13 protein-coding genes and 1 pseudogene are annotated in these 22,966 nt (G+C 72.4%); 2 read left to right on the top strand and 12 right to left on the bottom strand.

All coding sequences use genetic code 11. The features are described 5' to 3' along the window. Nucleotides 1–84 precede the first annotated feature (84 nt). From ACFYP4_RS00935 to ACFYP4_RS00920, 4 genes are all read right to left on the bottom strand, one after another. On the bottom strand, nucleotides 85–699 hold the full coding sequence (locus ACFYP4_RS00935; RefSeq protein ID WP_358852492.1) for a response regulator transcription factor: 615 nt from the start codon (nucleotides 697–699) through the stop codon (nucleotides 85–87). 203 nt (nucleotides 700–902) lie between these two features. Then, a complete protein-coding gene (locus ACFYP4_RS00930) occupies nucleotides 903–2,117 on the bottom strand; it encodes a sensor histidine kinase (protein ID WP_388781478.1) in 1,215 nt (404 codons plus the stop codon). 102 nt (nucleotides 2,118–2,219) lie between these two features. Continuing rightward, a complete protein-coding gene (locus ACFYP4_RS00925; RefSeq protein WP_388782647.1) occupies nucleotides 2,220–3,701 on the bottom strand; it encodes an MFS transporter in 1,482 nt (493 codons plus the stop codon). 374 nt (nucleotides 3,702–4,075) lie between these two features. Continuing rightward, nucleotides 4,076–4,438, bottom strand: a complete 363-nt coding sequence (locus tag ACFYP4_RS00920) for a DUF3291 domain-containing protein (RefSeq protein ID WP_388781475.1) — start codon at nucleotides 4,436–4,438, stop codon at nucleotides 4,076–4,078. A gap of 146 nt (nucleotides 4,439–4,584) precedes the next feature. On the opposite strand from ACFYP4_RS00920, the gene ACFYP4_RS00915 reads away from it, so the two are divergent. After that, nucleotides 4,585–5,253, top strand: coding sequence for a MerR family transcriptional regulator (locus ACFYP4_RS00915; RefSeq protein WP_358852495.1), 669 nt, complete (start codon nucleotides 4,585–4,587; stop codon nucleotides 5,251–5,253). 7 nt (nucleotides 5,254–5,260) lie between these two features. Here the strand turns inward: ACFYP4_RS00915 and ACFYP4_RS00910 are convergent, their stop codons facing one another. The 4 genes from ACFYP4_RS00910 to ACFYP4_RS00895 are packed head-to-tail and all read right to left on the bottom strand — an operon-like array spanning nucleotide 5,261 to nucleotide 9,974. Continuing rightward, complete coding sequence (locus ACFYP4_RS00910; RefSeq protein ID WP_358852496.1) at nucleotides 5,261–6,562, bottom strand: FAD-dependent oxidoreductase; 1,302 nt, start codon at nucleotides 6,560–6,562, stop codon at nucleotides 5,261–5,263. A 30-nt stretch (nucleotides 6,563–6,592) separates the two neighbouring features. Further along, nucleotides 6,593–7,381 carry a 4'-phosphopantetheinyl transferase family protein gene (locus ACFYP4_RS00905; RefSeq protein ID WP_388781471.1) on the bottom strand — a complete coding sequence of 263 codons (789 nt, stop codon included), beginning with the start codon at nucleotides 7,379–7,381 and terminating at the stop codon, nucleotides 6,593–6,595. After that, entirely contained in the window at nucleotides 7,378–9,159 is a 1,782-nt protein-coding gene (locus ACFYP4_RS00900; RefSeq protein ID WP_388782644.1) for an acyl-CoA dehydrogenase family protein, read from the bottom strand. The genes ACFYP4_RS00905 and ACFYP4_RS00900 overlap by 4 nt, the downstream gene beginning before the upstream one ends. Then, nucleotides 9,141–9,974 (bottom strand): hypothetical protein, encoded by an 834-nt coding sequence (locus tag ACFYP4_RS00895; protein WP_358852499.1) that lies wholly within the window; start codon nucleotides 9,972–9,974, stop codon nucleotides 9,141–9,143. Before ACFYP4_RS00895 ends, ACFYP4_RS00900 begins: the two co-directional genes overlap by 19 nt. A gap of 278 nt (nucleotides 9,975–10,252) precedes the next feature. Between ACFYP4_RS00895 and ACFYP4_RS00890 the strand changes: the two genes are divergently transcribed. Then, complete coding sequence (locus tag ACFYP4_RS00890; protein WP_388782720.1) at nucleotides 10,253–10,501, top strand: hypothetical protein; 249 nt, start codon at nucleotides 10,253–10,255, stop codon at nucleotides 10,499–10,501. On the opposite strand, the pseudogene ACFYP4_RS00885 reads toward ACFYP4_RS00890, so the two are convergent. The 4 genes and pseudogenes from ACFYP4_RS00885 to ACFYP4_RS00870 form a co-directional block, all read right to left on the bottom strand. Continuing rightward, nucleotides 10,408–10,722, bottom strand: a pseudogene (locus tag ACFYP4_RS00885) (acyl-CoA dehydrogenase family protein); the annotation flags it as partial. The gene ACFYP4_RS00890 and the pseudogene ACFYP4_RS00885 overlap by 94 nt on opposite strands. Before the next feature lie 257 nt (nucleotides 10,723–10,979). Continuing rightward, nucleotides 10,980–12,605 (bottom strand): PfaD family polyunsaturated fatty acid/polyketide biosynthesis protein, encoded by a 1,626-nt coding sequence (locus ACFYP4_RS00880; RefSeq protein ID WP_358855461.1) that lies wholly within the window; start codon nucleotides 12,603–12,605, stop codon nucleotides 10,980–10,982. A 25-nt stretch (nucleotides 12,606–12,630) separates the two neighbouring features. Continuing rightward, a complete protein-coding gene (locus ACFYP4_RS00875) occupies nucleotides 12,631–19,950 on the bottom strand; it encodes a beta-ketoacyl synthase N-terminal-like domain-containing protein (protein WP_388781468.1) in 7,320 nt (2,439 codons plus the stop codon). A 92-nt stretch (nucleotides 19,951–20,042) separates the two neighbouring features. Then, the coding region (locus ACFYP4_RS00870; RefSeq protein WP_388781465.1) for an SDR family NAD(P)-dependent oxidoreductase at nucleotides 20,043–22,966 on the bottom strand (2,924 nt) is incomplete at its 5' end.

Raw genomic sequence — 22,966 nt, 5'->3', positions numbered from 1 at the left:
GTACCTTCCCAGAACACGCTGACGCGTCACTGACGGAGGGACCGGGCACTCGTACCGGCCGTCTTCCGCTCCCTGCCGGTGTGGTCAGTTGTTGAGGAGCCACCCGGCGTCACGGGCGATCCGCACGGCGTCGGTCCGGTTACGCGCGTCAAGTTTGGCGACGATGGTGGTCATGTAGTTGCGCACCGTGCCCGGTGACAGGTGCAGGAACTCGGCGATCTCGGTCGCCTCGGCCCCGGCCGCCGCCAGCCGCAGCACGTCGGCCTCTCGTGCCGTGAGGGGGTTGGGCAGGCCTTCCCAGGCTGCGAGCGCCAGTTCCGGGGTGATGACCCGTTCGCCGGCCATGACCCGCCGGACGGCCTGAATGAGGTGTTCCGCGGGAGCGTTCTTGACCAGGTAGCCGTCGACCCGGATGTCCTGCGCACGGCGCACGACGTTCGGCGCGTCCAGAACGGTCAGCACCAGGATCCGGCAGCCGGGCAGCCGCTCACGCAACCGCTCCGCTCCGGTGAGTCCGTCGAGGCCAGGCATGTTGACGTCCAGGATCGCGACATCGGGGCGTGCCCGTTCGGCGGCCGGAAGGATGTCCTCCCCGTTTCCGACCTCGCCGACGACCTCGATGTCGTCCTCCAACTGGAGTAAGGAGGCGAGCGCCTCCCGCACCATCTGCACGTCTTCTGCCAAGAGCACACGTATCACGCACACACCCCCGCGTTTTCCCACCCGGCCAGGAATCGTAATCAGCCAGAGGGGGAAATATCGGGGAACGGCACAGCCGGGAACACAGTTCGGTGCGACGGGCCCGCCCGAGACGCGGGATAAGGGTGCGGTGCCGAGGCCGCGGGGCGGTGGTGAGGCCCGGAAACGGCGCCCGGAAGGCGTCGGCCGGGGCCCGGACGGTGTCAGTGACTTCCGGCGGGGACCGGCATCACGACACGTCGGGCCGACCAGCCGCGGCTGGGTCCGGGCGGCAGGGCCACCACGCGGGCGGGCACCACCGCGACGACCCGGAAGGTGCCGCCGGCGCCCGGTCCGCTGTGGAAGGTGCCGCCGAGCGCGGTCACCCGCTGGACGAGGTTGCTCAGACCGCCGCTGCCGAGGCGGGGCAGGCCGCGGGCGGCGGTGCACCCGTCGTTGGTGACCTCCAGCCGCACGGCGCCGGGCCGTGCCGTCAGCGCGATGGCGCAGCGTGACGCCCTGCTGTGCCGCAGCACGTTGGTGACCGACTCGCGCAGTACGGCGGCCAGGGCCGTGCCCGCGTCGTCCTGGTCCGGGAGCGCGGCGACCCGGAGGGTGACGTCGATGTCCATGGTCTGCAGGAGGGAGGCGACGGCCTGGACCTCGCCCAGGAGCGACACCCCCTGGTAGCCCCGGACCGCCATCCGGAACTCGGCCATGGACTGCCGCGACAAGCGCACCAGTTGTTCCGCCTCCGCGGCCGCCCGCTCCGGAGAGACCTTGAAGGTCCGGTTCACCAGCTCGGCGCGCATCGCCACCGCCGAGAAGGTGTGTCCGAGCAGGTCGTGCAAGTCGCGGGCGAAACGGTTCTGCTCACTCTGGACGGCGGCTCTGGCGAACTGGTCACGTCCGCTGCGGATGCGGTGGATCACCAGAACCGTCTGCGACAGGGTGTACGACATGAGGCCGATCGCGAGGATGCCCCCGGCCATGACCGCCGCATGGGGCAGCGCACCCGAGGACCGGGCGGCGACCAGCGGTTGCAGGACCACCACCAGGCCGAACGTCGGCCAGGCGTAGCGGGCGCGCAGCATCAGGAAGAGTGAGCCGGACAGCGAACCGGCCAGGACGCAGCACGCCTCGTGGAGCAGTTCCGAGGCCAGCAGGACGATGAGGAACTGGGCGGCGAGAGCGGAGACGGCCCATCGCTCCGGGCGGCCTCCCCGCTCGACGTCTCTCGCCAGGATGACGCAGAACTGGAGGATCAGCAGGGCGATGTCGAGGACCAGGACCAGCCCCGACCGACCGAAACCGCTCTCCCCGTCGACCGCGCCGTAGACGATCACCGCCAGTGTGGCGGCGCAGGCCCCCATCAGGCCGACCGCATGGGCGACGCCGCTGTGCGTGATCCTGTCGCGGAGCTCCGCCAACTTGCCCATCACAGGCCTTCTCTCCTCTGCCTCGACGTTTCCCGGCAACGGGCTGTCCACAGGGGGATCTGAACACTCGGCCGCCGCCCCCACGAGGGGCGGCGGCTGTATTCAGGGGGTCACGGAAGTGCGCGGCAGGTCCGCCGACGGCTCGTTCTCGCCGGACGGTCCGGCGGGGGCGGCGGAGACGTTGCGCGGAATGGCGAGGGCACACAGGGCGCCCACCAGGACGACGCCGACTCCGATCCAGATGGCCGGGCGCATGCCGTCCACGAAGTCCTCGGCGTTGCGGTCGCTTCCGTAGTGGACGAAGACACTGCTCAGGATGGCGGTGCCCAGGGCGCCGCCGATCTCGCGGACCGTGTTGTTGGCGCCGGAGGCCTTGCCGCGGTTCTGCGGGCCCACCGAGGCCAGTACCACCGCGGCGGTCGGGGCGAAGACGAGGCCCATCCCGATACCGGCGACGATCATCGCGCCCACCATGCGCGAGTAGGGGGTGTCGGACGTCGCCACCAGATCGATCCAGGCCAGCCCGATCGCCTGGAGCAGGAGGCCCGCGGCCATCAGCCGGCCGCCGCCCAGCCGGTCCGTCAGCGCGCCGGCCACCGGCGCGACGAACATCGGCATCAAGGTCCACGCGAGGGTGAGCACGCCCGCCTCGAGCGGGGTCCGGACGGGCGCGATCTGGAAGAACTGGGCCAGCAGGAAGATTGACCCGAACACGCCGAAGTACATGGTCGCGGAGACGAGGTTGGAGAAGACGAAGGCCCGCTTGCGGTAGAAGGACAGCGGCAGCAGGGGCTGGCGGGCCCGGCGCTCCCACAGGACGAACAGCACCAGCAGGACGACACCGGCGGTGAAGGCGGAGAGGATCACCCCGGAACTCCAGCCCTCCGTCTCGCCGTTCACGATCGCCCAGACGATCGCCACGAGGCCGGCCGTCACCAGCGCCATGCCGGGGAGGTCGAGTTTGGCGCCCGGCACGGAACTCTCTCCGAGCACGGCGAACACGAGGGGAATCGCCACCACGCAGACCGGCACGTTGACCCAGAAGATCCACTGCCAGTCCAGTCCGTCCACGACCGCACCGCCGACCACGGGCCCGAGGGCCACCGCCATACCGCTGACCGCCGACCACAGACCGACGGCCAGGTTGCGGCGCCGCTCGGGCACCTCCTCCGCCAGCAGCGTCAGGGAGAGCGGCATCACGGCCGCGGCGCCGATGCCCTGGACGGCGCGCATCACGATCAGCTGGCCGCTTTCGTCGGCCAGACCGCAGCCGAAGGAGGCGAGCGTGAACGCCGCGACACCGAGGACGAAGACGCGCCGCCGGCCGAACCGGTCCCCGAGAGCCGCGCCGGTCAGCAGCAGGCACGCGAAGCTGAGGACGTAGGCGTTGACGAACCACTGCAGGTCCGTGGTGGACGCGTCGAGGTCGACGGCCATGGAGCGCAGCGCAGTCGACACGACCAGGTTGTCGAGCGCGACCATGAACATGGGCAGGCTGCACGCGAGGATCGTCACCCACAAGGGGTACCGGCGGCGCCGGTCGTCCGGGGCGGGGCGCGGGGCCGTGGAGCCGCCCCCGTCCATCTTGATTGCGCTCATGACAAAACCCTCCATCGGGCGGACAACGGATTCGGACACACGAGGGACGCGCTCCACCGGGACCACCGGCGGGGGAAGGACGACAGTCCCGGCGGAGCGCAGCTGAAGGGCCGGTGCACCGGGAGCGAGCCCGGTCCGGCGGGAAGGCCGCCGCCCGCAGGCGTTCCGGCACCCGGCGGTCACCGGTACCGGGGCGGGGCGGGGCGAGGCGTGGACTTCGAAGAACATCGGCGTACGGCCGGACCGGCGCGGCGGCGGGCCGTGATCCGGCCGGGAGCGGCCGGGATGCCGGCGGAGGGGCCGGCGGGAGTGGCGGCTTGCGTTCCCGGCCGTCCGGCCGGCAGGGAACAGCCGTCCGGTCAGGCCCTGCGGCCTCCGCCGGCCGCGTCCTCGCGCGCCTTGTCGGCCAGTCGCCGCTTGGCGTCGTCCCAGCCGATGGGCAGCGACGAGGAGTCCACTTCCCAGAAGGTGAAGGTCGACTGCCGCATGACCGGCGCCATGGCCCGCATCGCGGCACCGTGCGGATCGGACTTGGCGTAGGCGTACAGAGCGTTACGGTCCTCCCATGCGGACAGCGTCCAGAAGACCCGCTTGTGAGGCTGCGCGATCAGCGAGGCCCCGTACGCCCCGGGGGCCGTCTTCACCTGGCTCCAGGAGCTGAGCGACTTCAGCAGGAACCGCGGGACGTCCGAGAGGGACTTCACCTCGAAGCGGGAAGCCATGACATATGCCCTCGAGTGGGGCGGTGCGGCGTTCGGGGTGATCCAGCCAAGAGTCGGCATGACGACTCCCACCTTCCTGAAGACGGCCAACGACTGCAATAATAGACAGTAGCGCCATCCGTTATCCAGTGGGTAAGTGGAGCACGATGAAAATCTCGGAACTCAGCCGCCGCAGCGGGGTCTCGATCCCCGCGATCAAGTACTACCTGCGCGACGGCCTGCTGCCGCCAGGCCACGCCACCGCGGCCAACCAGGCCTCCTACGGCGAGGACCATCTGCATCGGCTCCGCCTGATCCGCACACTGATCGGGGTCCGCCGGCTGTCGGTCAACTCGGTGAGGGAGATCCTGAGCGCCGTCACGGAGGAGGGAGATCTGCACCAGATCTTCGGCATCGTGATCGACGCCCGCCCACCCGCCCTGAAGCAGAAGCAGGAGCAGGAGGAGGAGGCGCAGGAGGAGCAGGAGACCCCGGGCGTCACCGACGCGCGCAGCCTCATCTCCAGGATGGGCTGGGACGTCTCCGCCCACACCGCCGCCATCCAGACGCTCGGCGACGTGCTGGACGCCCTGGGCGAGCTGGGGGCCGACATCGACTGGCAGACCCTGCTGCCCTACGCCGAACTGGCGGACCGGACCTCCGAGCTGGACATCGCGCAGATGCACGGCACGTCCGATCTGCTGGAGCAGGCCGAACGTGCCGTGCTGGTGTCGGTTCTTCTGGAACCCGCTCTGCTGGCTCTGCGCCGGCTCGCCCAGGAGGACAAGTCCGCCCGCCTGTTCAGCCGCACCGAAGAGGTGCGGAAGGAGGACTGAGGGCCACTCAGGCCATGTCGTCCAGGATCCGGGCCGCCGCCTCGGCTCCGGCCGAGAAGGCCGCCTCGTGCGAGCCGATCAGGTCGGGGCCCAGCTCCTTGGAGTGGAAGTAGGACCCGCACAGCTTCAGGCGGGTGCCCTCGTTCGCCGCGTAGATCACGGACTGCCGCTCCCGCAGGGCCACGTCGATCACCGGGTGGGTGTAGTCGAACTCGGCGATGACCAGTGCCGGGTCCGGCGGACGCGGCGGGTCGAGGGTGACGAAGTAGTCCTGCTCCGCCGTGAAGTCGTGCAGCCGGTTGAGGTAGTACGTGACGAAGCAGCGGGTCTGGCCGTCGGCCGTCGTCTTCCCGTAGTTCCAGGCACCCCAGCGCTCACGGACGGTGGGCATCAGCGAGGCGTCCTTGTGGAGCACGACACGGGAGCCGCTGTAGCGCACTCCCTCCAGCGCCGTCCGCTGCGCCTCGGTCGGGTTCTCCAGCAGCGCGTACGCCTCGTCGGCGTGGGTGGCCAGCACGACGTAGTCGAACGTGCTGCTGCCGGCCGCCGTGGTCACGGTGACGCCTGCGGCCTCCTGACGGACCCCGGTCACCGGCTCGGAGACCCGCAGATCCGGTCCGATCGCGGCGAGCGCCTTGCGGACGTACGAGATGGAACCGCCGCCCACCGTCCGCCAGTCGACCCGGCGCCCGCCGAGCCCGCCCTCGTCATGACCGACGAAGAAGGCGATCACGGTGGCCGCCGGCATCTCCCAGACCAGTTCGGCCGGAACCGACCAGACGGCCGAACAGAGCATGATCAGGTACGAGTGGCGGAACTCGGTGCTGTACCCGTTCCGGTCCAGGTACTCCCCGAGCGACATGTCGGCACGGCCTCGTGAGAAGTCGCGGTGGCTCTCCGCGTGGAAGCGCTGCACCTCCCGCCAGACGCCGGGGAACTCCGGGTGCGCGGCGGCGTAGCGCGCCTCGATCGCGGACTCGTCCAGCTCCATCTCCTCGGTGCCGAACTCCAGCCCGCTGTCGAGGTCGAAGAACTCGAAGCCCCCCGGGTGCGCCACCGTCTCGACGCCCAGCTCGCCGAAGAAGGCGCACAGGCGGGGGTAGAAGCGCGGGTTGAAGACGACGAACGCCGTGTCGAGGCCGAGCACCCGGCCGCCCTCCTCGACCTCCACCGTGTTGGCGTGGCCTCCAGGGCGGGGCTCGCGCTCGAAGACGGTGATCCTGGCGCGGTCGCGCAGCCGGTAGGCGGCGGACAGTCCGGCGGGGCCGGCGCCGATCACGGCGACGCTCGGCGATGCGTTCTCAGACATGGAGGATCCTTCCAGTTCGCAACAGATTCATCAGAGAGACACAGCGGCGGGAGGGGCGGCGGGCCACGCGCCGCGGGGGAAGCTCCCGGCGTCTACGAGGTCGTGGCGGCGCAGCCCGCCCGCTCCCCCGTCGTCCACCGCCACGGCGAGCAGGTGGCCGGGTCCCGGACGAACCAGGTCCAGGTGCCAGCGACGGCCGGCGCCGGGACGCCGGCCGTCGGTGACCACCAGGCCGGTCCCGCCGGGGCGCCGGGTGAACCGCAGCGCCCCCACACCGTTCGCCAGTCCGGTCCCGACCCCCTTGAGGTAGGCCTCGGTCAGGACCCACAGTTCCTCCAGAGCGGCGACCGGGTCCGGTGCCCCCGCCAGGGCCGCCCGCTGGGCGTCGTCGAAGCGAGCGCTCAGCAGACGGGCCTTGTCGTCGTCGAAGGGGACGCTCTCCACGTCCACCCCGCAGGCGTGCTCCCGGGCGACCACGCACGCGATCAAACCCTCGGTGTGGGACACGTTGAAGCGCAGGCCGTGGTGCCCGGGGTCCAGCTCGGGACGTCCGTGACGGGTCGCCGCGAAGCGCCAGGCCGTCGGAGGGAGGCCGGTGCGGGCGCTGAGCGCCAGCCGGCACAGCAGCCGGCCGCCCAGGAAGCGCCTTCGCGCCCCGGACGACCGTTTCCGGGCGTGCCGTGCCCGTTCCTGCGGGTCCAGTACCGCAGCGGGACCGCCCGCCCGGTCGACGAACTCCGGCACCAGCCGTTCCGGAAGCGTCCACAGGTCCACCGCGGACGCCTCCGTCCGCGCGGGACCGCCCGGATCCGGACTCATCCGGAGTCCCCGGCCGGCTCCGCGAGCCCGATCGGCCAGTGCGACAGCAGCCGGTTCCCGGCGTGCAGCCGGACGAGCACGGCGAGCACCTCCTCCACGGCGGCCGGGTCGCGGTAGGGCCGGTACGGATCGAACTGCTTGTGCAGACGCTCCAGTTGCAGCAGGAGCAGGGCCGGACTCGGCAGCGGTTCGGCCATCCTGTCCCGCGAGTGCACATAGGTGAGCACGCACGCGGCGGCCGCGTGGATGACGCAGTACTCCTTCGCCAGCTCGAAGAGTTCGGCCGACTGGGCGTAACCGCGGCCCAGTTCCTGCCGGAGCCGGGTGGCCCGGTCCTCCAACGGCCCCAGCCGCGCCAGCAGTTCATCCGCGACATCGGCGGCGAGAAGCAACCGGTCCTGGTCCTTGTCCACCGCTTCGGCCGCGAGCGAGCGCAGCCGCTCCACACCGTCGGGCGCGGCCAGGACCGCGTCGTCCGCTCCCCGGCTCGACAGCTCCTGCTCCCAGGGCCGGTAGGGCGGGAGGTCGGTGTCCATGCCGAACAGCACGGCGGCACGTGCGGCCGCCTCGCCGCGGGCCTCCGGTCCGGCCGTGCGGGCCCGCTGGAGCAGCGAGGCCAGCTGGTGCCCGATGTTGCGCAGATTCACGACGGTGTTCCCGTCGGCCATGTTGGTCACCAGGATGTCGCGGAGCATCTTCTGGTGCATGCCGTAGCGCGCGTGGTCCCGCAGGAACACCCTGGCGCCGAGCACGACGTTCAGACGGGACAGCGCGCCTTCCAGCAGCGTCGGCACCAGGTACTTGACCGCGGACGACCAGACGCTGACCTGGTCCGGCGAGACCTGGACACTGCGGACGGCACCGAGGCACATCGCGTCGGCCACCATGAGGTCGGCGAAGGACTCCGCCAACTGGACCCCGGTGTACGGGACGTCGACCACCGCACGGTCGAACAGCACCCTGCCCTGGGCGAACTCCAGGGCCGTCCGCAGCGAGGTGTCCACGGCCGACAGTGCCAGGCTGAGGATGACCAGACGGGCGGTCTGACTGGTCTTCAGGGCGATCTCGAGCCCTTGTCCCTCGGCGCCGATGCGCAGGCTCTCCGGGACGAACACCCCGTCGAAGCGCAGGCCGCTGAGGTCCAGCGCCCGGACACCGTGGAGTTTGAGCAGGGGCGTCTCGCGGACCGTCTCGGCCTCGGACCGCCACTTGTCGACGATGAGGATGGAGAAGTCCCCGGGGCCGCTGCGGGTTCCGGTCCTGGCGAAGACGACCATCCGGTCGGCGAAGGTGGCGTTGCCGATCGGCCACTTCTCCCCCGTCAGCCGGTAGCCCCCCGGAACCTTCTCCGCGACGACCTCGTTGCTGAGCAGGTCGCTGCCGTGCGCCGCCTCGGACAGCCCCCAGGCGAGCCCCACCCCGTTGTGGATGTCCTCGATCTGGCGGCGCTTCTGCTCGTCGGTGCCGGCGATCCACACCGGGGTGAAGGCCGCGTTGGTCAGCCCCAGCGCTATGGCCGTGGCTCCGTCGCGGCGTGCCACGAGCCGCATGAGCATGAACCCGGTCTCGGGGCTGCCCGCCTTGCCGCCCTGTTCGGCCGGCAGACCGTAGTCCAGGAACCCCCAGCGGCGCAGCATGGCGACGATGGCGTACGGGAACGCGTCGCGCTCGTCGTGGTCGAGCACGGCGGCGAAGGACATCCTGCTCTCGGGGTCGTGCGGGTCGCCCAGATACCGTTCGAGCCGCTCGGCCAGTTCGATCAACTCGGCCTGGGACATGGATCCTCCATCGGATGAGAACGGGTGCGGGCGAGCCGGACGGGCAGGGCGGTCAGCAGGTGGTTCCCCGCGCACAGCGCCGACACGGCGTCCAGAGCCGGGTCGTACGCCGTACCGTGGCGCCGGGGCTCGGTGCCGTCGGCACGGGCGAGCAGGTATCCGAGAGCCGCGCCGAGCCAGCCGCTCGAGGCCGGCGGTGTCCCGTAGAGCGAGAGGTGACGGTTGTGATGCCACAGGTGGAGGCAGGCCGCTGCGGCGTGCAGCCAGGCGTAGCGCTCGGCGAGGTCCACCAGGGCGTTCGGGTCCGCACCGCGCCGGCGTGCCTCGGCGGCCTCGGCGGGCAGCCCGTCGGCGGCCGTGACGAGCCGTGCGACGCAGGACCGGGTCCACGGGTCGGCCGCGGTGTCCGGGGACGCGGTGAACGCCGATGCCGCGTCCGCGAGTTCCGCCAGCAGCGGATCGGCGCCCCGTACGACGAGATCGAGTCCGGCCGGTTCGTACGGCGGGGGCTCCTCGTCCAGCCGGAAGGCGCCGCTCAGCGTTCCGGGCGGCGAGGTGCGCCCGCCGCCCAGCAGGCCGGGCAGCTGCCCGGCGTAGGAGCGGAGGTTGGCGAGCGGTCCGGAGTCGATGACGCGCACCACGGCGCTGTCCCGCTGGAGCTTCTGGAACAGCCCGGCGCCCGGGGGGCCCTCCCGCAGCACGGAGCGGGTGGCCAGGACTCCGGCACAGCGGCGGGTCAGGTCCTCGGCGATCTCGGCCACCACGTGCTTGGCCGCGAGCGCCCACACGCTGAAGGCCCCGGGGACGGCGTGCACCCCGCGGGCTGCCGCCAGGGCCGTGGGGGGGGGGGGGGGGGCGGGGGGGGGGCGGGGGGGGGCGCCCCCCCGGGCGGGGGGGGGGCGGGGGGGGGCGGCCCCCCCCGCGGGGGGCGCCCCGGCGGGGGGGGGGGGCCCCCCGGGGGCCCCCCCCCCCCACGGCCAGCTCCCGGCGGGGGTGGGCGGTCCGGGTGAGCGGCACGCCGGCCACCCGGTGGCCGGCGGCGAAGTCGAGGGTGAGCCGCAGAGCGGTGTCCGCACAGCCGAGACTGCCCGCCATGCTCATCAGCCGGACGGCCTGCTGGGCGCGCACGGCCATCTCCAGCCCTTCGCCGGTCCTGCCCACCCGGGCGTCGTCCGGTACGGGCAGGCCGGTGAAGGACAGCCGCGCGGTGTCGATGCCGCGCATGCCGTTGGTCCGGGCGGCCGGACGGCGTTCCAGGCCGTCGCCCACGACGCGTTCCAGGTCCAGCAGGAAGGCGGTGAAGGCGCCCGGCCCCCGCTCCCCGGTGCGGGCCACCAGGTAGACGGCTTCGCACCGCATGCCGTTGCCGACCATCCACTTCTCGCCGTGCAGGGTTCCGTCCGGCGCGAGACGGACCTCGTTGGCGAGGATGTCGCTGCCGTGCGAGGCCTCCGTGAGAGCGAAGGCCACCGTCCCGCCGCGAGTCAGGATCTCCGCGGCACGCTTGCGCTGCCCGGCGCTGCCGTGGAGCTGGAGGCAGGTGGCGGCGATGATGCCGAACATGGTGCCCGGCATCACGTTCACGTCCCGGCGGGCGGCGGCACGCACCAGGGTCAGGCTCCGGTCGAAGGAGCGGAACTCGCCGCCCCAGGACTCGGGCAGGTAGTTCAGGTGGAAACCGGCCGAGACCAGTTTCCGGCAGAGCTCGTCGGGGGCGGCGTCGTTCTCGTCCCGTGCCACGGCGGCGGCGAAGCCGTACGGGTTGTCCGGGTCGGTGGGGTCGCCGAGCAGGTCCTCCACCGCCTGCGGCGTCAGGGCGCTCATGAGGGCACCGCCGTCGCGCCCGCCGTCTCCAGCGGCACCGGGACGTACTCCGCCGCCGCGGAGGGGAGGGTCAGTCCCGCGGTGCGCAGGTGGGCGGTCCGGGTGTGGAAGGCGGCTCCGCGCATGAGGTGGTGGGCGACGTCGGCGACCGTCCTGTTGTCGGGGGTGTTGAGGTAGCTGCCGGACACCCAGGAGTTGAAGCTGCCCATCGCGGGACCGCACCAGATCTGGAAGTCGGCGCTGCGCTCGGTCAGGCCCGTCACCGCCCAGCGGGAGGACATCCCGAGGTACCAGCGGAAGACCAGGGCCATCCGCCGCCTGGGGTTGTCCGCGGCCCGGCTCAGCTGGTCGGGGTCCCGGCGGCTGAAGTACTCGACGCACTCCTGCCAGACGTCTTCCAGTGGGCGCTGGAAGATCTGGGTCTCCAGCCGCCGGCGTTCCGTCTCGGGCAGCGCCTCGATGCCGTCGTAGGTCTGGTAGAGCCGGTACAGCTGCGAGGCGCGCATGGGGAACATCGAGCCGCGGCGCAGCACCTGGAGTTCCACGCCCATCTCGAACATGTCGGCCGCGGGCGCCATCACACAGTCCGTGACGTCCGCCTGGGCGAGCGCCTCACGGGCCGCCCTGGAGGTGCCGGACTCCAGGCAGGACTGGTTGACGGAGCCGGTCACCACGTACGCGGCGCCCATGGCGAAGGCACCGGCGACCGCCGCCGGGGTGCCGAGACCACCGGCCGCCCCCACCCTGACCGGACTGGCGTAGCGGTGCTCCCGCTGGATCGTGTCGCGGATCCGCAGGATGACCGGGAGGAGTGCCGGGAGCGGCCGGCGGTCCGTGTGCCCCCCGGAGTCCGCCTCCGCGGTGATGTCGTCGGCCAGCGGTACGAGATGGGCCAGGCGGGCCTGCTCCGCTGTGATCAGACCGTCCCTGAGGAGCGTCTCCACCAGGGCGGCGGGCGCCGGGCGCATGAAGCGTTCCGCCGTCTCCGCCCGGGAGACCTTGGCGATGACCCGGTTCTCCGCCACCACCTGACCCGAGGGGCCGCTGCGCAGGCCGGCCAGCCGGTACCGCACGAGGTGCGCGGTCAGGTCGAGATAGGCGGACGCCTCCACGCAGCGGACCCCGTGGTCCAGGAACAGCTGGACCGCGTCGCGTTCCAGCCGCTGCTCGCTGGGACTGTGGATCAGGTTGACGGCGTAGGGCAGGCCGGGGATCTCCTGGCGGAAACGGATGAGCGCCTTCTCGATGACCCCGGGGAGCAGGCCCGCCGCTCCGAACGAGGCCAGGAAGCCCTGTCGGGCCAGGGCCGTGACGAGTTCGACGGAGGCTATGCCGCCCGCCATCGCCCCGGCCATGTAGGCGTGCCGCACACCGTGTGCGGCGCGGAAGGCCGCCGAACCGAGCCGTTGCGGCGGCAGGGCCGGGGCGGAGGCGAGCACGGGGGGTCCGTCCCCGCCCGCGGCCGCCGTGCCTCCCGAGACCGCGCCGATGCCCTGCGGCCCGGACACGATGAAGCAGGGCTGTTCCAGCTGGCTGAGGACCTGGTGGATTCCTGCGGAGTCGACGCTCGGGTACCCCTCGCCGTACCAGCGGATCGCGTGATGTGCGGTGCTCGTGGACAACTCGGCTCCTCGGCTGTGCATGTGGTCAGTCCGCTTCCGGGCGGACTTCGATGGCCACGTCGGTGAGTTCGTAGATGCGCAGGCGCGTCTTCCACAGGTCCGCGTCGGCGATCAGCAGCAGCCGGTCCGCCTCCCTGCGCACTTCCTTGATGTGCACGTCGAAGAAGAGCTCGTCGTCGTCGCGCAGGATCTGTCCGCGGTACTTCCATGCCATCTCCACCCCGGTGGCCATGGCGAAGCGGGGCCGCGTCATGCCGTCGGCGAGGTTCTGCTCCAGCACGAACAGGCGCATCGCCTGGAGCACCGCCTCGACGCCCAGCGAGCCCGGCATCACGGGGTCGCGGTGGAAGTGCCGGTCGAAGTACCACTCGTCCGGGGCGATGTTCCGGTGGCCGTGCAGGTATCCGGCGCCGTACCGGCCTCCGTCCTCGACCAGGTCGACCCGGTCGACCAGGTGGAACCGGCCGGCGGGAAGGTGCAGTGCGCCGCCGGCCGGATCGCCGAACGCGGGTGCGCCGTCGGGCAGTTCGATCCGGCGGACCCGCTGCGCGTCGGGGTTCTCGGTCTCGATCCAGGGTTCCCGGTAGGTGCCGCTGTCGAGGCCCACCTGGTTGGCCAGGGCGGCGTCGCTGAAGTAGCCGAACAGCGACTCCCCGGTGTAGAACACCTCCCCGTCGGCGCTCAGTTCGTAGGAGAAGTTCTGCAGCACCGCGCCGGCCACCACGCTGGTGCTCAGCAGCTTCGAGTGGTGACGGATCGTCTTGTCCCGCAGGTCGATGTCGCGGACGAGGGTGGCCCGGCCGTCGAGGTTGCGGATGCGGTACTGCTCCTCGGGACGGCTCAGGGTCGCGCCCAGGTAGTAGCCGAGGAAGATGGCGGCCTGGAGCGAGGACTCCATGTACACGAAGTTGGGCATGTACGGCGAGGAGTTCTCGCGGTAGTACCAGGCGTCGTCCGGGGAGTCGTACTCCGTGACCATCTCCGAGCCGGGGCTCAGATCGCCGCGGGTGCCGCTGAGGGACATGACGCGGTCGACGAACTGGAAGTCGCCGTTGGGGATGTAGGGGGCCCGGCTGTCGCGGTAGATCTCGAACTCGGGGCCCATCGCCATGTCCAGCAGGCCGCTGGCGGCGTGCGCCAGGTGCAGCTCGTTGATCATCGCCGCCTCGCCGGAGCGGTTGCGGCGTCCGAGGAACGCCGGCACACCGCCGGCCTCCGGCCGGTACGGCGTCCCCGGCTTCTCCACGATCTGCAGACCGAGGTTCTCCATCCGGACGACCGGCTTGTCGCCCAGGTACACCAGGACGTCCGCGACGACGGTGGGCCTGGGCAGCAGGGTCAGCTCCGTCACCTCCAGCTCGTAACGGATCTCGGTGTCGCGCGGGGTGATCTGACCCCGCACCTTCACGTCGATCCGGCGGTCGGTGACCGTCTGGAAACGGGCGTCCGGAAGGGTCAGGTGCATTCCCTGGTGCATCAGGTAGATCTGCAGCAGCTGCACGGCACCCTCGGCGACCAGGGAGCCGGCGAGCACCGGGTCGTCGGGGAAGTGGCAGACGAAGTACCAGGCGTCCGGCTCCAGGCGTTTGACGGCGCGCAGCAGCCCGAGGCCGCGCGGCCCGCCGGTGCGGTCGACGGTGACCTCGTCCACCATGCGCAGCCGCGCGTCCGGCAGGCGCAGTGCCGGGTTGAGGCCGGGATCCTGCGCGTGGTCGGGGCCGAAGACCTCACCGGGGCGTCCCTGGGCCAGCAGCTCCAGGTCGGCCGCGTCGAGGTGGTCCTTGCGGGCACGGGCCAGCGGCTTGAACGTCCCCCTGGGCAGCGCCTCACGCCGGGCGCGCTCCGCGTCCGTCATGACGATGCCGAGCGGAGTGTTCAGCTCCTCCTGGCTGAAGAAGCCGGCGCAGCCGTCCTTGAGTTCGAGGATCAGCTCACCGTCGGCGTAGCAGAGGTAGCTGAAGAAGAACATCGTGGTCTCGCCCTGGTGGACGAACCGGTCGATGGAGATCTCGTAGCGGAGGGTCTGCCCGGTGCGGGGCAGCCCGCCGTGGAAGATCAGCGAACTGTCGAGCAGCCGGTAGACGCGGTCGCCCTTGTTGCGGAAGTCGATGCCCAGGTAGCTGACGAGCAGCAGGTCGCACTGACCGGACTCCACGGTCACCGCCGGCGGCACACCGCCGTCGACGGCGTACCAGGCGTCTTCCGGCACGTCGTACTCGGTCGTGATGCGGGCCGGTTCGAGCACACCGGGACGCGCGTCGAGTGCGGTGACCCGGGTGACGAAGTGGTAGGGGGGCGCGGGCAGCCGTACCCGGGCACGGTAGGTGTCGATCTCGGCGAACGCGGGACCGAACGCCTTCGCCACCGAGCCGGTGGCGAACTCCAGCAGGTCGGCCTCGTCGAAGATGACGCGGCCACCGGACCCGCCGGGTACGGGACCCGGAGAGGACGTGGGCGGCCCGGCGACGGGGGCCTGCTGGACCGGCGGCCCGGCGGGCGCGGGAGCCTGCGGAACCGGTTCTCCGGCGGGAGCCTGCGGCTGGGCGGGTCCGGCGTGCGCGGACGACGGCGGCAGCGGGGCGGGCGGCGCGGACAGCGGGGCCGGCGGCACGGGCGGTGACGCCGGTGCGGTCCCGGGTGCGTCCAGCAGCGCGTCGGTGTGGTGCAGGGTGGCCGCCTGGAGCACCCGGTGGGTCTCCAGCACGACCCCGTGCGCGGCGACGATCTCCCGGCGCAGATCCCGCACCAGGTCGGCCGCCGAGCCGGCGCCGGCGGCGGGGGCCGGGGCCGGGGCCCGGCCGGGCCCCGGCAGCGCCGGAGGGGCCGCGGGCTCGACGACCGGAGCCGCCTGGGCTGCCGGGGCTGCCGTTCCCGACGGAAGCGCCGTCACCGGGCCTTCGTCGAACGTGATGGCCTCGGACATCTCTAGCGTGGGGTCGGCGGGCATGGCAGCGGGCACCTCCGGCGGAGCGGGCGGGTGGATGACGACGGGAGCGGAGCGCCCGGCCGCGGGCGTCTCCGGCGGGGCGGTGGCGGCAGGGGCGGGCCGCGCGGCGGCCACGGCCCGCGCGGCCTCGCGGGCGATGCGGTCCGGGATGGGCTCACCGCCGCCCACGCGGACCGGCGGGAGGCGGCGGGCGGCGGGCGCCGACGCGTCCGCGGCCGGGGCCGCGCCGAGCACGGGCGTGAGGTCGACCGGCAGCCCGTGGCTGACGAGCCGGGCCGCCAAGTGGGCGAGCGAGGTGGCCGGGGCCACTCCTCGCCGGTCGACTCCGGCGGCTACGTGCGGAGCCTCCCCGAGGGTGTCCCGGATCCAGCGGGAACAGGTGGCGCCCGGTCCCGCCTCGATGAAGTAGCGGTAGCCGCGGTCGTAGGCGGCCCGCACCAGGCGCGGGAAGTCGATCATGGAACGGAGGGTGTGCGCGATGCGCTGCGGGGAGTCCTCGAGCCGCTCGGCGGGCAGCGCCTCGTAGTCGAAGGCGCTGAGGAGTTCCAGGTTCCCGAAGGAGCCCGTGGGGTAGTCGTTGAGACGGGCCAGGCCGTCGAACTCCGCGTCCACGACCGGGCAGTGCATGACCACGTTGGCGGGCGAGCGGGCCGCGGAGCAGCCCAGTTCCGCGATGAGTGCCCGGCACTGTGCCGGGTCGCCACCGATCACCAGTTCCTTCGGGGTGTTCACGTGGGTGAGGTGGACCCGGTCGTAGCGGGTGAGCGCCTCGCGCACCGGGCCGGCTGCCGAGAGCAGCACATGGGTGGACCACACGTCCGCGTCGGCCGTTTCCGGGGGCAGGTTCCACAGCTCCCGTACGGTGCGGCGTGGTCCGCACAGCCGGTCCTGGAAGACCGGACTGTCGGTGATCAGCGAGTCGGAGCGGCTGCGCGCGTCCCAGCCCCCGGTCGCGAAGAGCATGCTCGACTCGCCGAGGCTGTATCCGAAGGCGCCGTGCGCGGTGATCCCGAGGACCTCACGGACCAGCTCGGTGTAGAGGATGGCGAAGCTGGTTCCCGTGGCGAGCATGAAGGGGATGTCGTCGGCGAGGCGTTCCTCCCGCCGCATCGCCTCGCGGCGGTCGGGGACCTCGATGCCGCGGGGATAGAGCTGGGCCGCCCGCAGCATCCGGGCGGGTTCCGACGCCTGCTGCTCGAAGCGGTCGAGCAGGCCGGGGAACGTCCTGAACAGTCCCGCACCGAGGCCGGGGTAGGTGTTGAAGGCTCCCGGATACACCAGGGCCACCCGCCCCTCGGGCCCGATCGGGCTGGGGGTGAAGTACGAACCGGCGGGAGTGCTCCAGTCCTTGCCCTCCGCTTGGGCGGCGGGCAGTGCCTTTGCCGCGAGTTCCAGCTGGCGTTCCAGCGCCTCGCGGTTCCGGCCGACGAGGACCACGCGCAGGCGCCTGCTGCCGAGTTCAGGTGCCGCCGCACGCGCGAGCGCGGACGGTTCCGCGCCGTTCGCCAGCAGAGCGCGGTGCCGTTCGAGCTCCGCCACCAGCCCGTCGACGGTGTCGGCACCGAGCGGCAGCAGGAGGGGGCCATGGGCGCGGCGCCAGTCGGCCACCGGCCGGGGACGAGCGGCGGCGGGCACCGAGGACAGCACGACATGGGCGTGCGATCCCCCGGTGCCCAGCATGCTGACACCGGCGCGGCGGCGGCTGTCCGGGCGTTCCCGCAGCCAGGGGAAGGAGGTCTCCGGCACCTGGAACGCGGACGCGGCGAAGTCGTCGGCGAGGTCCTCGACCGGGCGGCGCCAGCCGGGTGTGCCGGGCAGGTAGGCGTGCCGCAGGCACAGCACGGCCTTGATCAGTGAGGCGATCCCGGCGGCGCACCCGGCGTCGCCGATCTGCGTCTTGACGCTGCCGAGCACGGTGGCGCCGCCGGCCGGGTAGACCTCGGCCAGCGCGGCGATCTCGGTCCGGTCCGTCTCCTCCGTGCCGCCCGCGTGGGCCTCCAGGTACCCCACCTCGGAGGCGGCGACTCCGGCCGCGTCCAGCGCCGCCCGCGCGGCCTGTGCCAGCGCGGAACCCGACGCACGGTCGGGAAGGCCGTCGGCGGCGTCCGCGTAACGTACGGCCACCGCGTCGATACGGGCGTGCACGCGGCCGGGGGCCGCGTCCGGGCGGGTGACGACCAGGGCGCCGGCGCCCTCTCCGATCCGGCGGCCACGCTCGCCCTCGTTGAACGTCAGGCCGGGCCCGGTGCCGGGAGCGGGCTGAATCAGCAGGTTCTCCGCGGACCCCGCCAGGTCGACACCGCCGACCAGTACGGCTTCCAGGTCCGGGTCGAGCAGCAGGAGCCGGGCCACGTCCAGGGCCTCCGCGGTGCCGGCGCCTTCGGCGGAGAGGGTGAAGGAGGGTCCGGTGAGGTTCCATCTGGAGGAGATCCGGCCCGCCATCACGTTGCCGATGTAGCTGAGCACCTCGTTGGCCCCGATGGGGTCCACCACCGCGTCCCTGGCCACCTCGTTCAGCGCGGCGCGCTGTTCCTCGGTCAGCCGGACGCCGGCCTTGTCGAACTCGCTTCGCAGGAAGGACCCGAGACCGAAGCGGCTGAGCCTGGCGTGCGAGTACGGCTCGATCTCCGTGACCACCACGACGGCGATGCGGCGGGGTTCGGGGGTGCCGCGCCGTCCGGTGTCGAGCCGGTATCCGGCGTCGCGCAGTGCCTCGTCGGCGACCTTCGTCATCAGCGCGTGCTGCGGGTTGTAGATGCGCAGGTCCGCGGGCGGGACACGCAGGTCGGCGGGGTCGACCTCGACACCGTCGACGAACGCCCCGAGGGGCGGGCCGGTGAGACCGGCCTGTTCGAGGGTGCCCCCGTCGGTGCGGTCGAGCCCTCGCCAGCGCCGCTCGGGCAGTGGCCGCAGATCGTGCTTCCCGTCGTACACCGCACGTTCGAAGGCGTCCAGCGAGTCCAGCGAGCCGAAGTGCGCGCCGAGTCCCACGACGTCGAGCGGGGGCAGCGCGGCGGGCCGCTCCTCGGGGACGTCAGGGCCGGTGGTGGGCGCCGAGAGCACCACGTGCGCGTTGGTCCCGCCGAATCCGAAGGCGGAGACCGCTGCCCGGCGTGGTCCGGGAGAGTCCGGCCAGGCGCGGGCGGCGCGGACCAGGGTGGCGGCACCCACCCGGTCGTCCGGGGACGAGATCGGCATGTCCACGCCGATGGTGGGCGGGATCGTGCCGTCCTCCATGGCCAGGACGACCTTGAGCAGACTGCTCAGGCCGCCGACGGTCAGCAGGTGACCGATGTTTCCCTTCACCGAACCGAGCAGGGGCACGTCGCCGTGGGCGCCGAAGAACTCGGCGACCGTCTCCGCCTCGGTGGCGTCCCCGATCGGCGTTCCGGTGGCGTGGCACTCCAGGTAGTGGACGGCCGCGGGGTCCACGCCGGCGTCGGCGTAGGCGCGGGCAAGGGCGTCCAGCTGGCCGCTCTTGCGAGGGACCAGCGGGTGGCGCCCGGCACCGTCGTTGGACAGGCCGATGCCGTCCACCACGGCGTAGACGCGGTCGTTGTCGCGCACCGCGTCCGCCAGCCGTTTGACGGCGATCATGCCCGCGCCCTGCCCGGTGACGATTCCTCCGGAGCGGCTGTCGAAGGGCTGGCTGAAACCGTCCTCCGGGTAGGCGTGCAAGTCGGAGAAGGACAGGTGGATCAGGGTCGGGTCCGGCGCGCAGACGGCTCCGGCCAGCACCATGTCGGCCTGTCCGGAGGCGAGATGGCCGCAGGCGAGGCTGAGGGCGTAGAGCGCCGAGGAGCAGGCGGCGTCCAGGCAGTACCGGGGGCCGCCCAGGCCGAGGGCCGCGGCGGCGACCGCGGCGGGCGACCCGCTGACCCGGAGGTTCTCCGGCACGATGCCGTCGCGGTCGACCAGGCTGACGGCACCGGGCAGGGCGTCGAGCGCGGGCAGGCCGGCCCGGCGCAGCCCGGCCAGTACGGCCTCCTGGGCGAGCGGGACGCTGACCTGTGCCGAGGTGCTCGTGGGGAACGAGTAGTTGCCCATGACGAGGCCGGTCCTGGCCAGCAGTTCGGGTCGCCCGGCCGCCCCGCTGTCGCGCAGGGCCTCCCCCGCGGCGTGCAGCGACCAGTGGAAGAGCCGGTCGAGCCCGGCGAGATAGCCGGGGTCCAGCCGGTAGCCGGCGGGGTCGAACTCGAAGTCGGTGATGAACCCGCCCCGGCGGGACCCGATGGGGTGCCGGGGGTCGAGGTCACGCTCACCGGGCCCGGCTCCGAAGACCTCTTCGCCTCCTTCCCGACGGCTGTCCGTGCCACTGCGGAGGTTCTGCCGGAACTCTTCGGGCGTTCGGGCTCCGGGGAACAGGCAGGAGATGCCGACGATCGCGTATCTGCTCATAACAGGGTGAGGTCCCTTCCCAAGCGGGGGATCCTGTGGAGCGGGCGGCGGCGAACCGCCGCCCGCCCGCTGCTTCCGGTGCGGGTCATCCGTCAGCCCGTGAACTTGGCCGCCAGCTGAGGGGCCGAGACCACGGAGACGTCCGTGAACCGGGCCTTGACCTGTCCGTCGGGGGCACAGGCGGTGATGTTCAGGCGGGAGTCCGGGCCGCCGTGCCGTACGGGCTCCACCAGGACGAGGAACACCTCGCCCGGAGCCAGCGGACCGTGCAATTCCACTCCGCCCACGGCGAGCGGCAGCCCGGCGCTGCCGCGGAACCTGCGCACCCACACGAGCGCCGCCTGGAGCAACAGGTCGGCGGAGCCGGCGGCGTACCAGTCGGCCGAGCCGCTGCCGGCGTCCACCGACGGGGCCTCGCACTCCAGGACCAGGCGTGACTCGGAGTCGGCCAGTACCCGGCGCAGACCACGCAGCGCGGGTCCGTGGAAGAGGGTGCCGTCGCTGTAGAAGCCGCCGGCGTCGCTTCCGGTGCCCGTCGCGGGCAGTCCGGTCGCCCGATCGGCCGGCGGCAGTGCGCCGGTGACGACCGTGGCCGCGTAGTGCGGTCGTACGGCTCCGTCGGTCACCGACCGGATGGCGACCTTCACCTCGCCGTCGGCCGGGCTCATCGACACCCGGCACTCGGCGGGCTCCGTGCCGTCGAAGACGATGCCCTTGTGCACGGTGAAGTCGCGCAGCCGTACGGCTCGCCGGCCGTCGGCGTGTTCCACGGCGCCGAGGGCCCATCCCATGGCCACGGCCGCGGGGAGCACCGGCACCGAGTCGATCACGTGATCGGTGACGAGGGGGCTTCCTGCCAGGTCCGCGGGCCGCCGGACGACCGTTCCCGTGGCCGCCGGGCCGGAGCGGTCCCGGTTGCTCAGCGGTGTGGTCGGGCCGAGCACGGTGACCACGTCGCCGGCCCGTTCGGGGGCGAACTGGTCGGCGAACAGCCGGGCGCCCTCGGCGACCTGGATGAGGTCGATCCCCCGCTCCTCGAACACCTTCCTGATCTGCGGGGAGACCATTCCGCTGTCCCAGGCTCCCCAGTTGAGGGAGGTGACCCTGGTCTGCGGGAACCTCCGCCGCCAGGACGACGCCCAGACGTTGAGGACCTCGTTGGCCATCGCGTAGTCCGACTGTCCCTGGTTGCCGAAGAAGCCGGCGACCGAGGAGAACAGGACCACGTGACGCAGTGCCCGGCCGTCCAGGGCCGCCATGACGCACCGCAGGCCGGTCAGCTTCGGGGCGAAGACCCGCTCGATCTCGGAGGCCTTCTTCTGGGCGATCATCTGGTCGGCGAGGACTCCGGCACCGTGCACCACGCCGGTGACCGCGTCCCGGTACGGTGCGAGCGCGGCCGTGGTCGCGGCCTGGTCGGTGATGTCCACCGACAGGTACTCGGCCTGGCTGCCGGCCGTCCGCAGGGCGTCCAGCGTCGTGCGGATCTCCCGGGCGCCCACCACGGCCGCGGCGAGCTGTCCGACCCGTCGGGGCGTCGGTTTCTCACCTGCCGCGGCCAGCGACGCGGCAGCCGCCGCCTTCAGGTTCTCCTCGGGGAGGCCGTGCGCCCAGGCGGGTTCCTCCTCGAGCGGGGTGCGGCCCAGCAGTACGAGCCGCGGCCGGTGCCTGCGGGCGAGCTCGATCACGCAGTTCGCCGTGATGCCCCGGGCGCCGCCCGTGACGACCAGCACGTCGTCACCGGTGAGCGGGCCGGTGTCCGCGGCGGAGGCCGCGAGCGGCTCCCCGGCCAGGGCCAGTCCCACCCTGCGGGTCCCGTCGTGGCCCACCTGCACGGGTTCGACGGCCGAGTCAGCGGCCTCGTCCAGTACCAGGGCGGCCGCCTCGGCGGCGTCGATCCCGGGCGCGAGGTCCACGGACCGGCAGAACAGCTCGGGCGCTTCGAGGGCCAGGGTCTTCAGGAGCCCCGCGACACCTCCGGCGGGGGCGGTCTCCTCGGCGACACCGGTGAGGCCGAATGCCCCGTCGAGCCGGGTCACGGCGATGAACGCCGCACGGCCGTGCGCCGCCATGGCGGTCAGCGGGCGGACGACGTGCCGCGCCAGCAGCAGTGAGTGCGCCAGCCTGCGCACCCCGTCGGGCCAGTCGGTGTCGGGGCGTGCCGTCACGTCGACGACCAGGCCGATCGGGTCGGTGAAGACCGCCTCGGTCTCGGCCGCCAGTTCCGTCGTGCCCCAGCCCGAGAGTGCGTGGTCGTGCACACCGGCCGACCGCGACGGGACTCCGGGAAGACGCAGGACGTGCACCCGGCGGCCGGTGGCGGTGAGCCGGTCGGCGATCTGTGCGGCCAGGTCCGAGCCGTCGTCCACGACGAGGGCGCCGTGGTGGGCGGGACAGGCGTCGAGCAGCGGATCGGGTGCGGGGAGAGTGATGAGGGAGGCGTGCGCGCGGCCGATACGGGTGGCCTTCTCGGACGCCTGCGGGGAGACGGACCGGGACTGTTCCGGCGGCGGGTCCTCGGGGGTGGTGGCGCCGGCGCTCGACTTCTCCCGGCCACCGGGCGTACGGACTCCGGCGACGAAGTCGACGATGTCGCCCAGTGTCCGCAGCTCCGCCAACTGCTCAGGACCGGCCGACGACACCGTCCCGAACCGCTCCTGAATCACCCCCATGATCTCCACACGCTTGATGGAATCGATCCCCAGATCCGACTCCACCCCCATGTCCAGCTCCAACATCTCAGCCGGATAACCCGTCTTCTGAGCCACCACCTCCAGCAACACCGACTGCACCGTCGCCGCGTCCACACCCACCGGTACCGCGGCAGAAGCAACAGCAGGCGCAACGGCCGGAGTCGAGACGGGAGCCGGAGCGGAGGCACCCGCCGCACCCGCGACGAAGTCGACGATGTCGCCCAGCGTCCGCAGCTCCGCCAACTGCTCAGGACCGGCCGACGACACCGTCCCGAACCGCTCCTGAATCACCCCCATGATCTCCACACGCTTGATGGAATCGA

Source organism: Streptomyces sp. NPDC005551 (assembly GCF_042871785.1).
Taxonomy (GTDB): Bacteria; Actinomycetota; Actinomycetes; order Streptomycetales; family Streptomycetaceae; genus Streptomyces.
The sequence above is the reverse complement of the archived record's forward strand: the minus strand, read 5'-3'. Positions and strand labels throughout refer to the sequence as shown.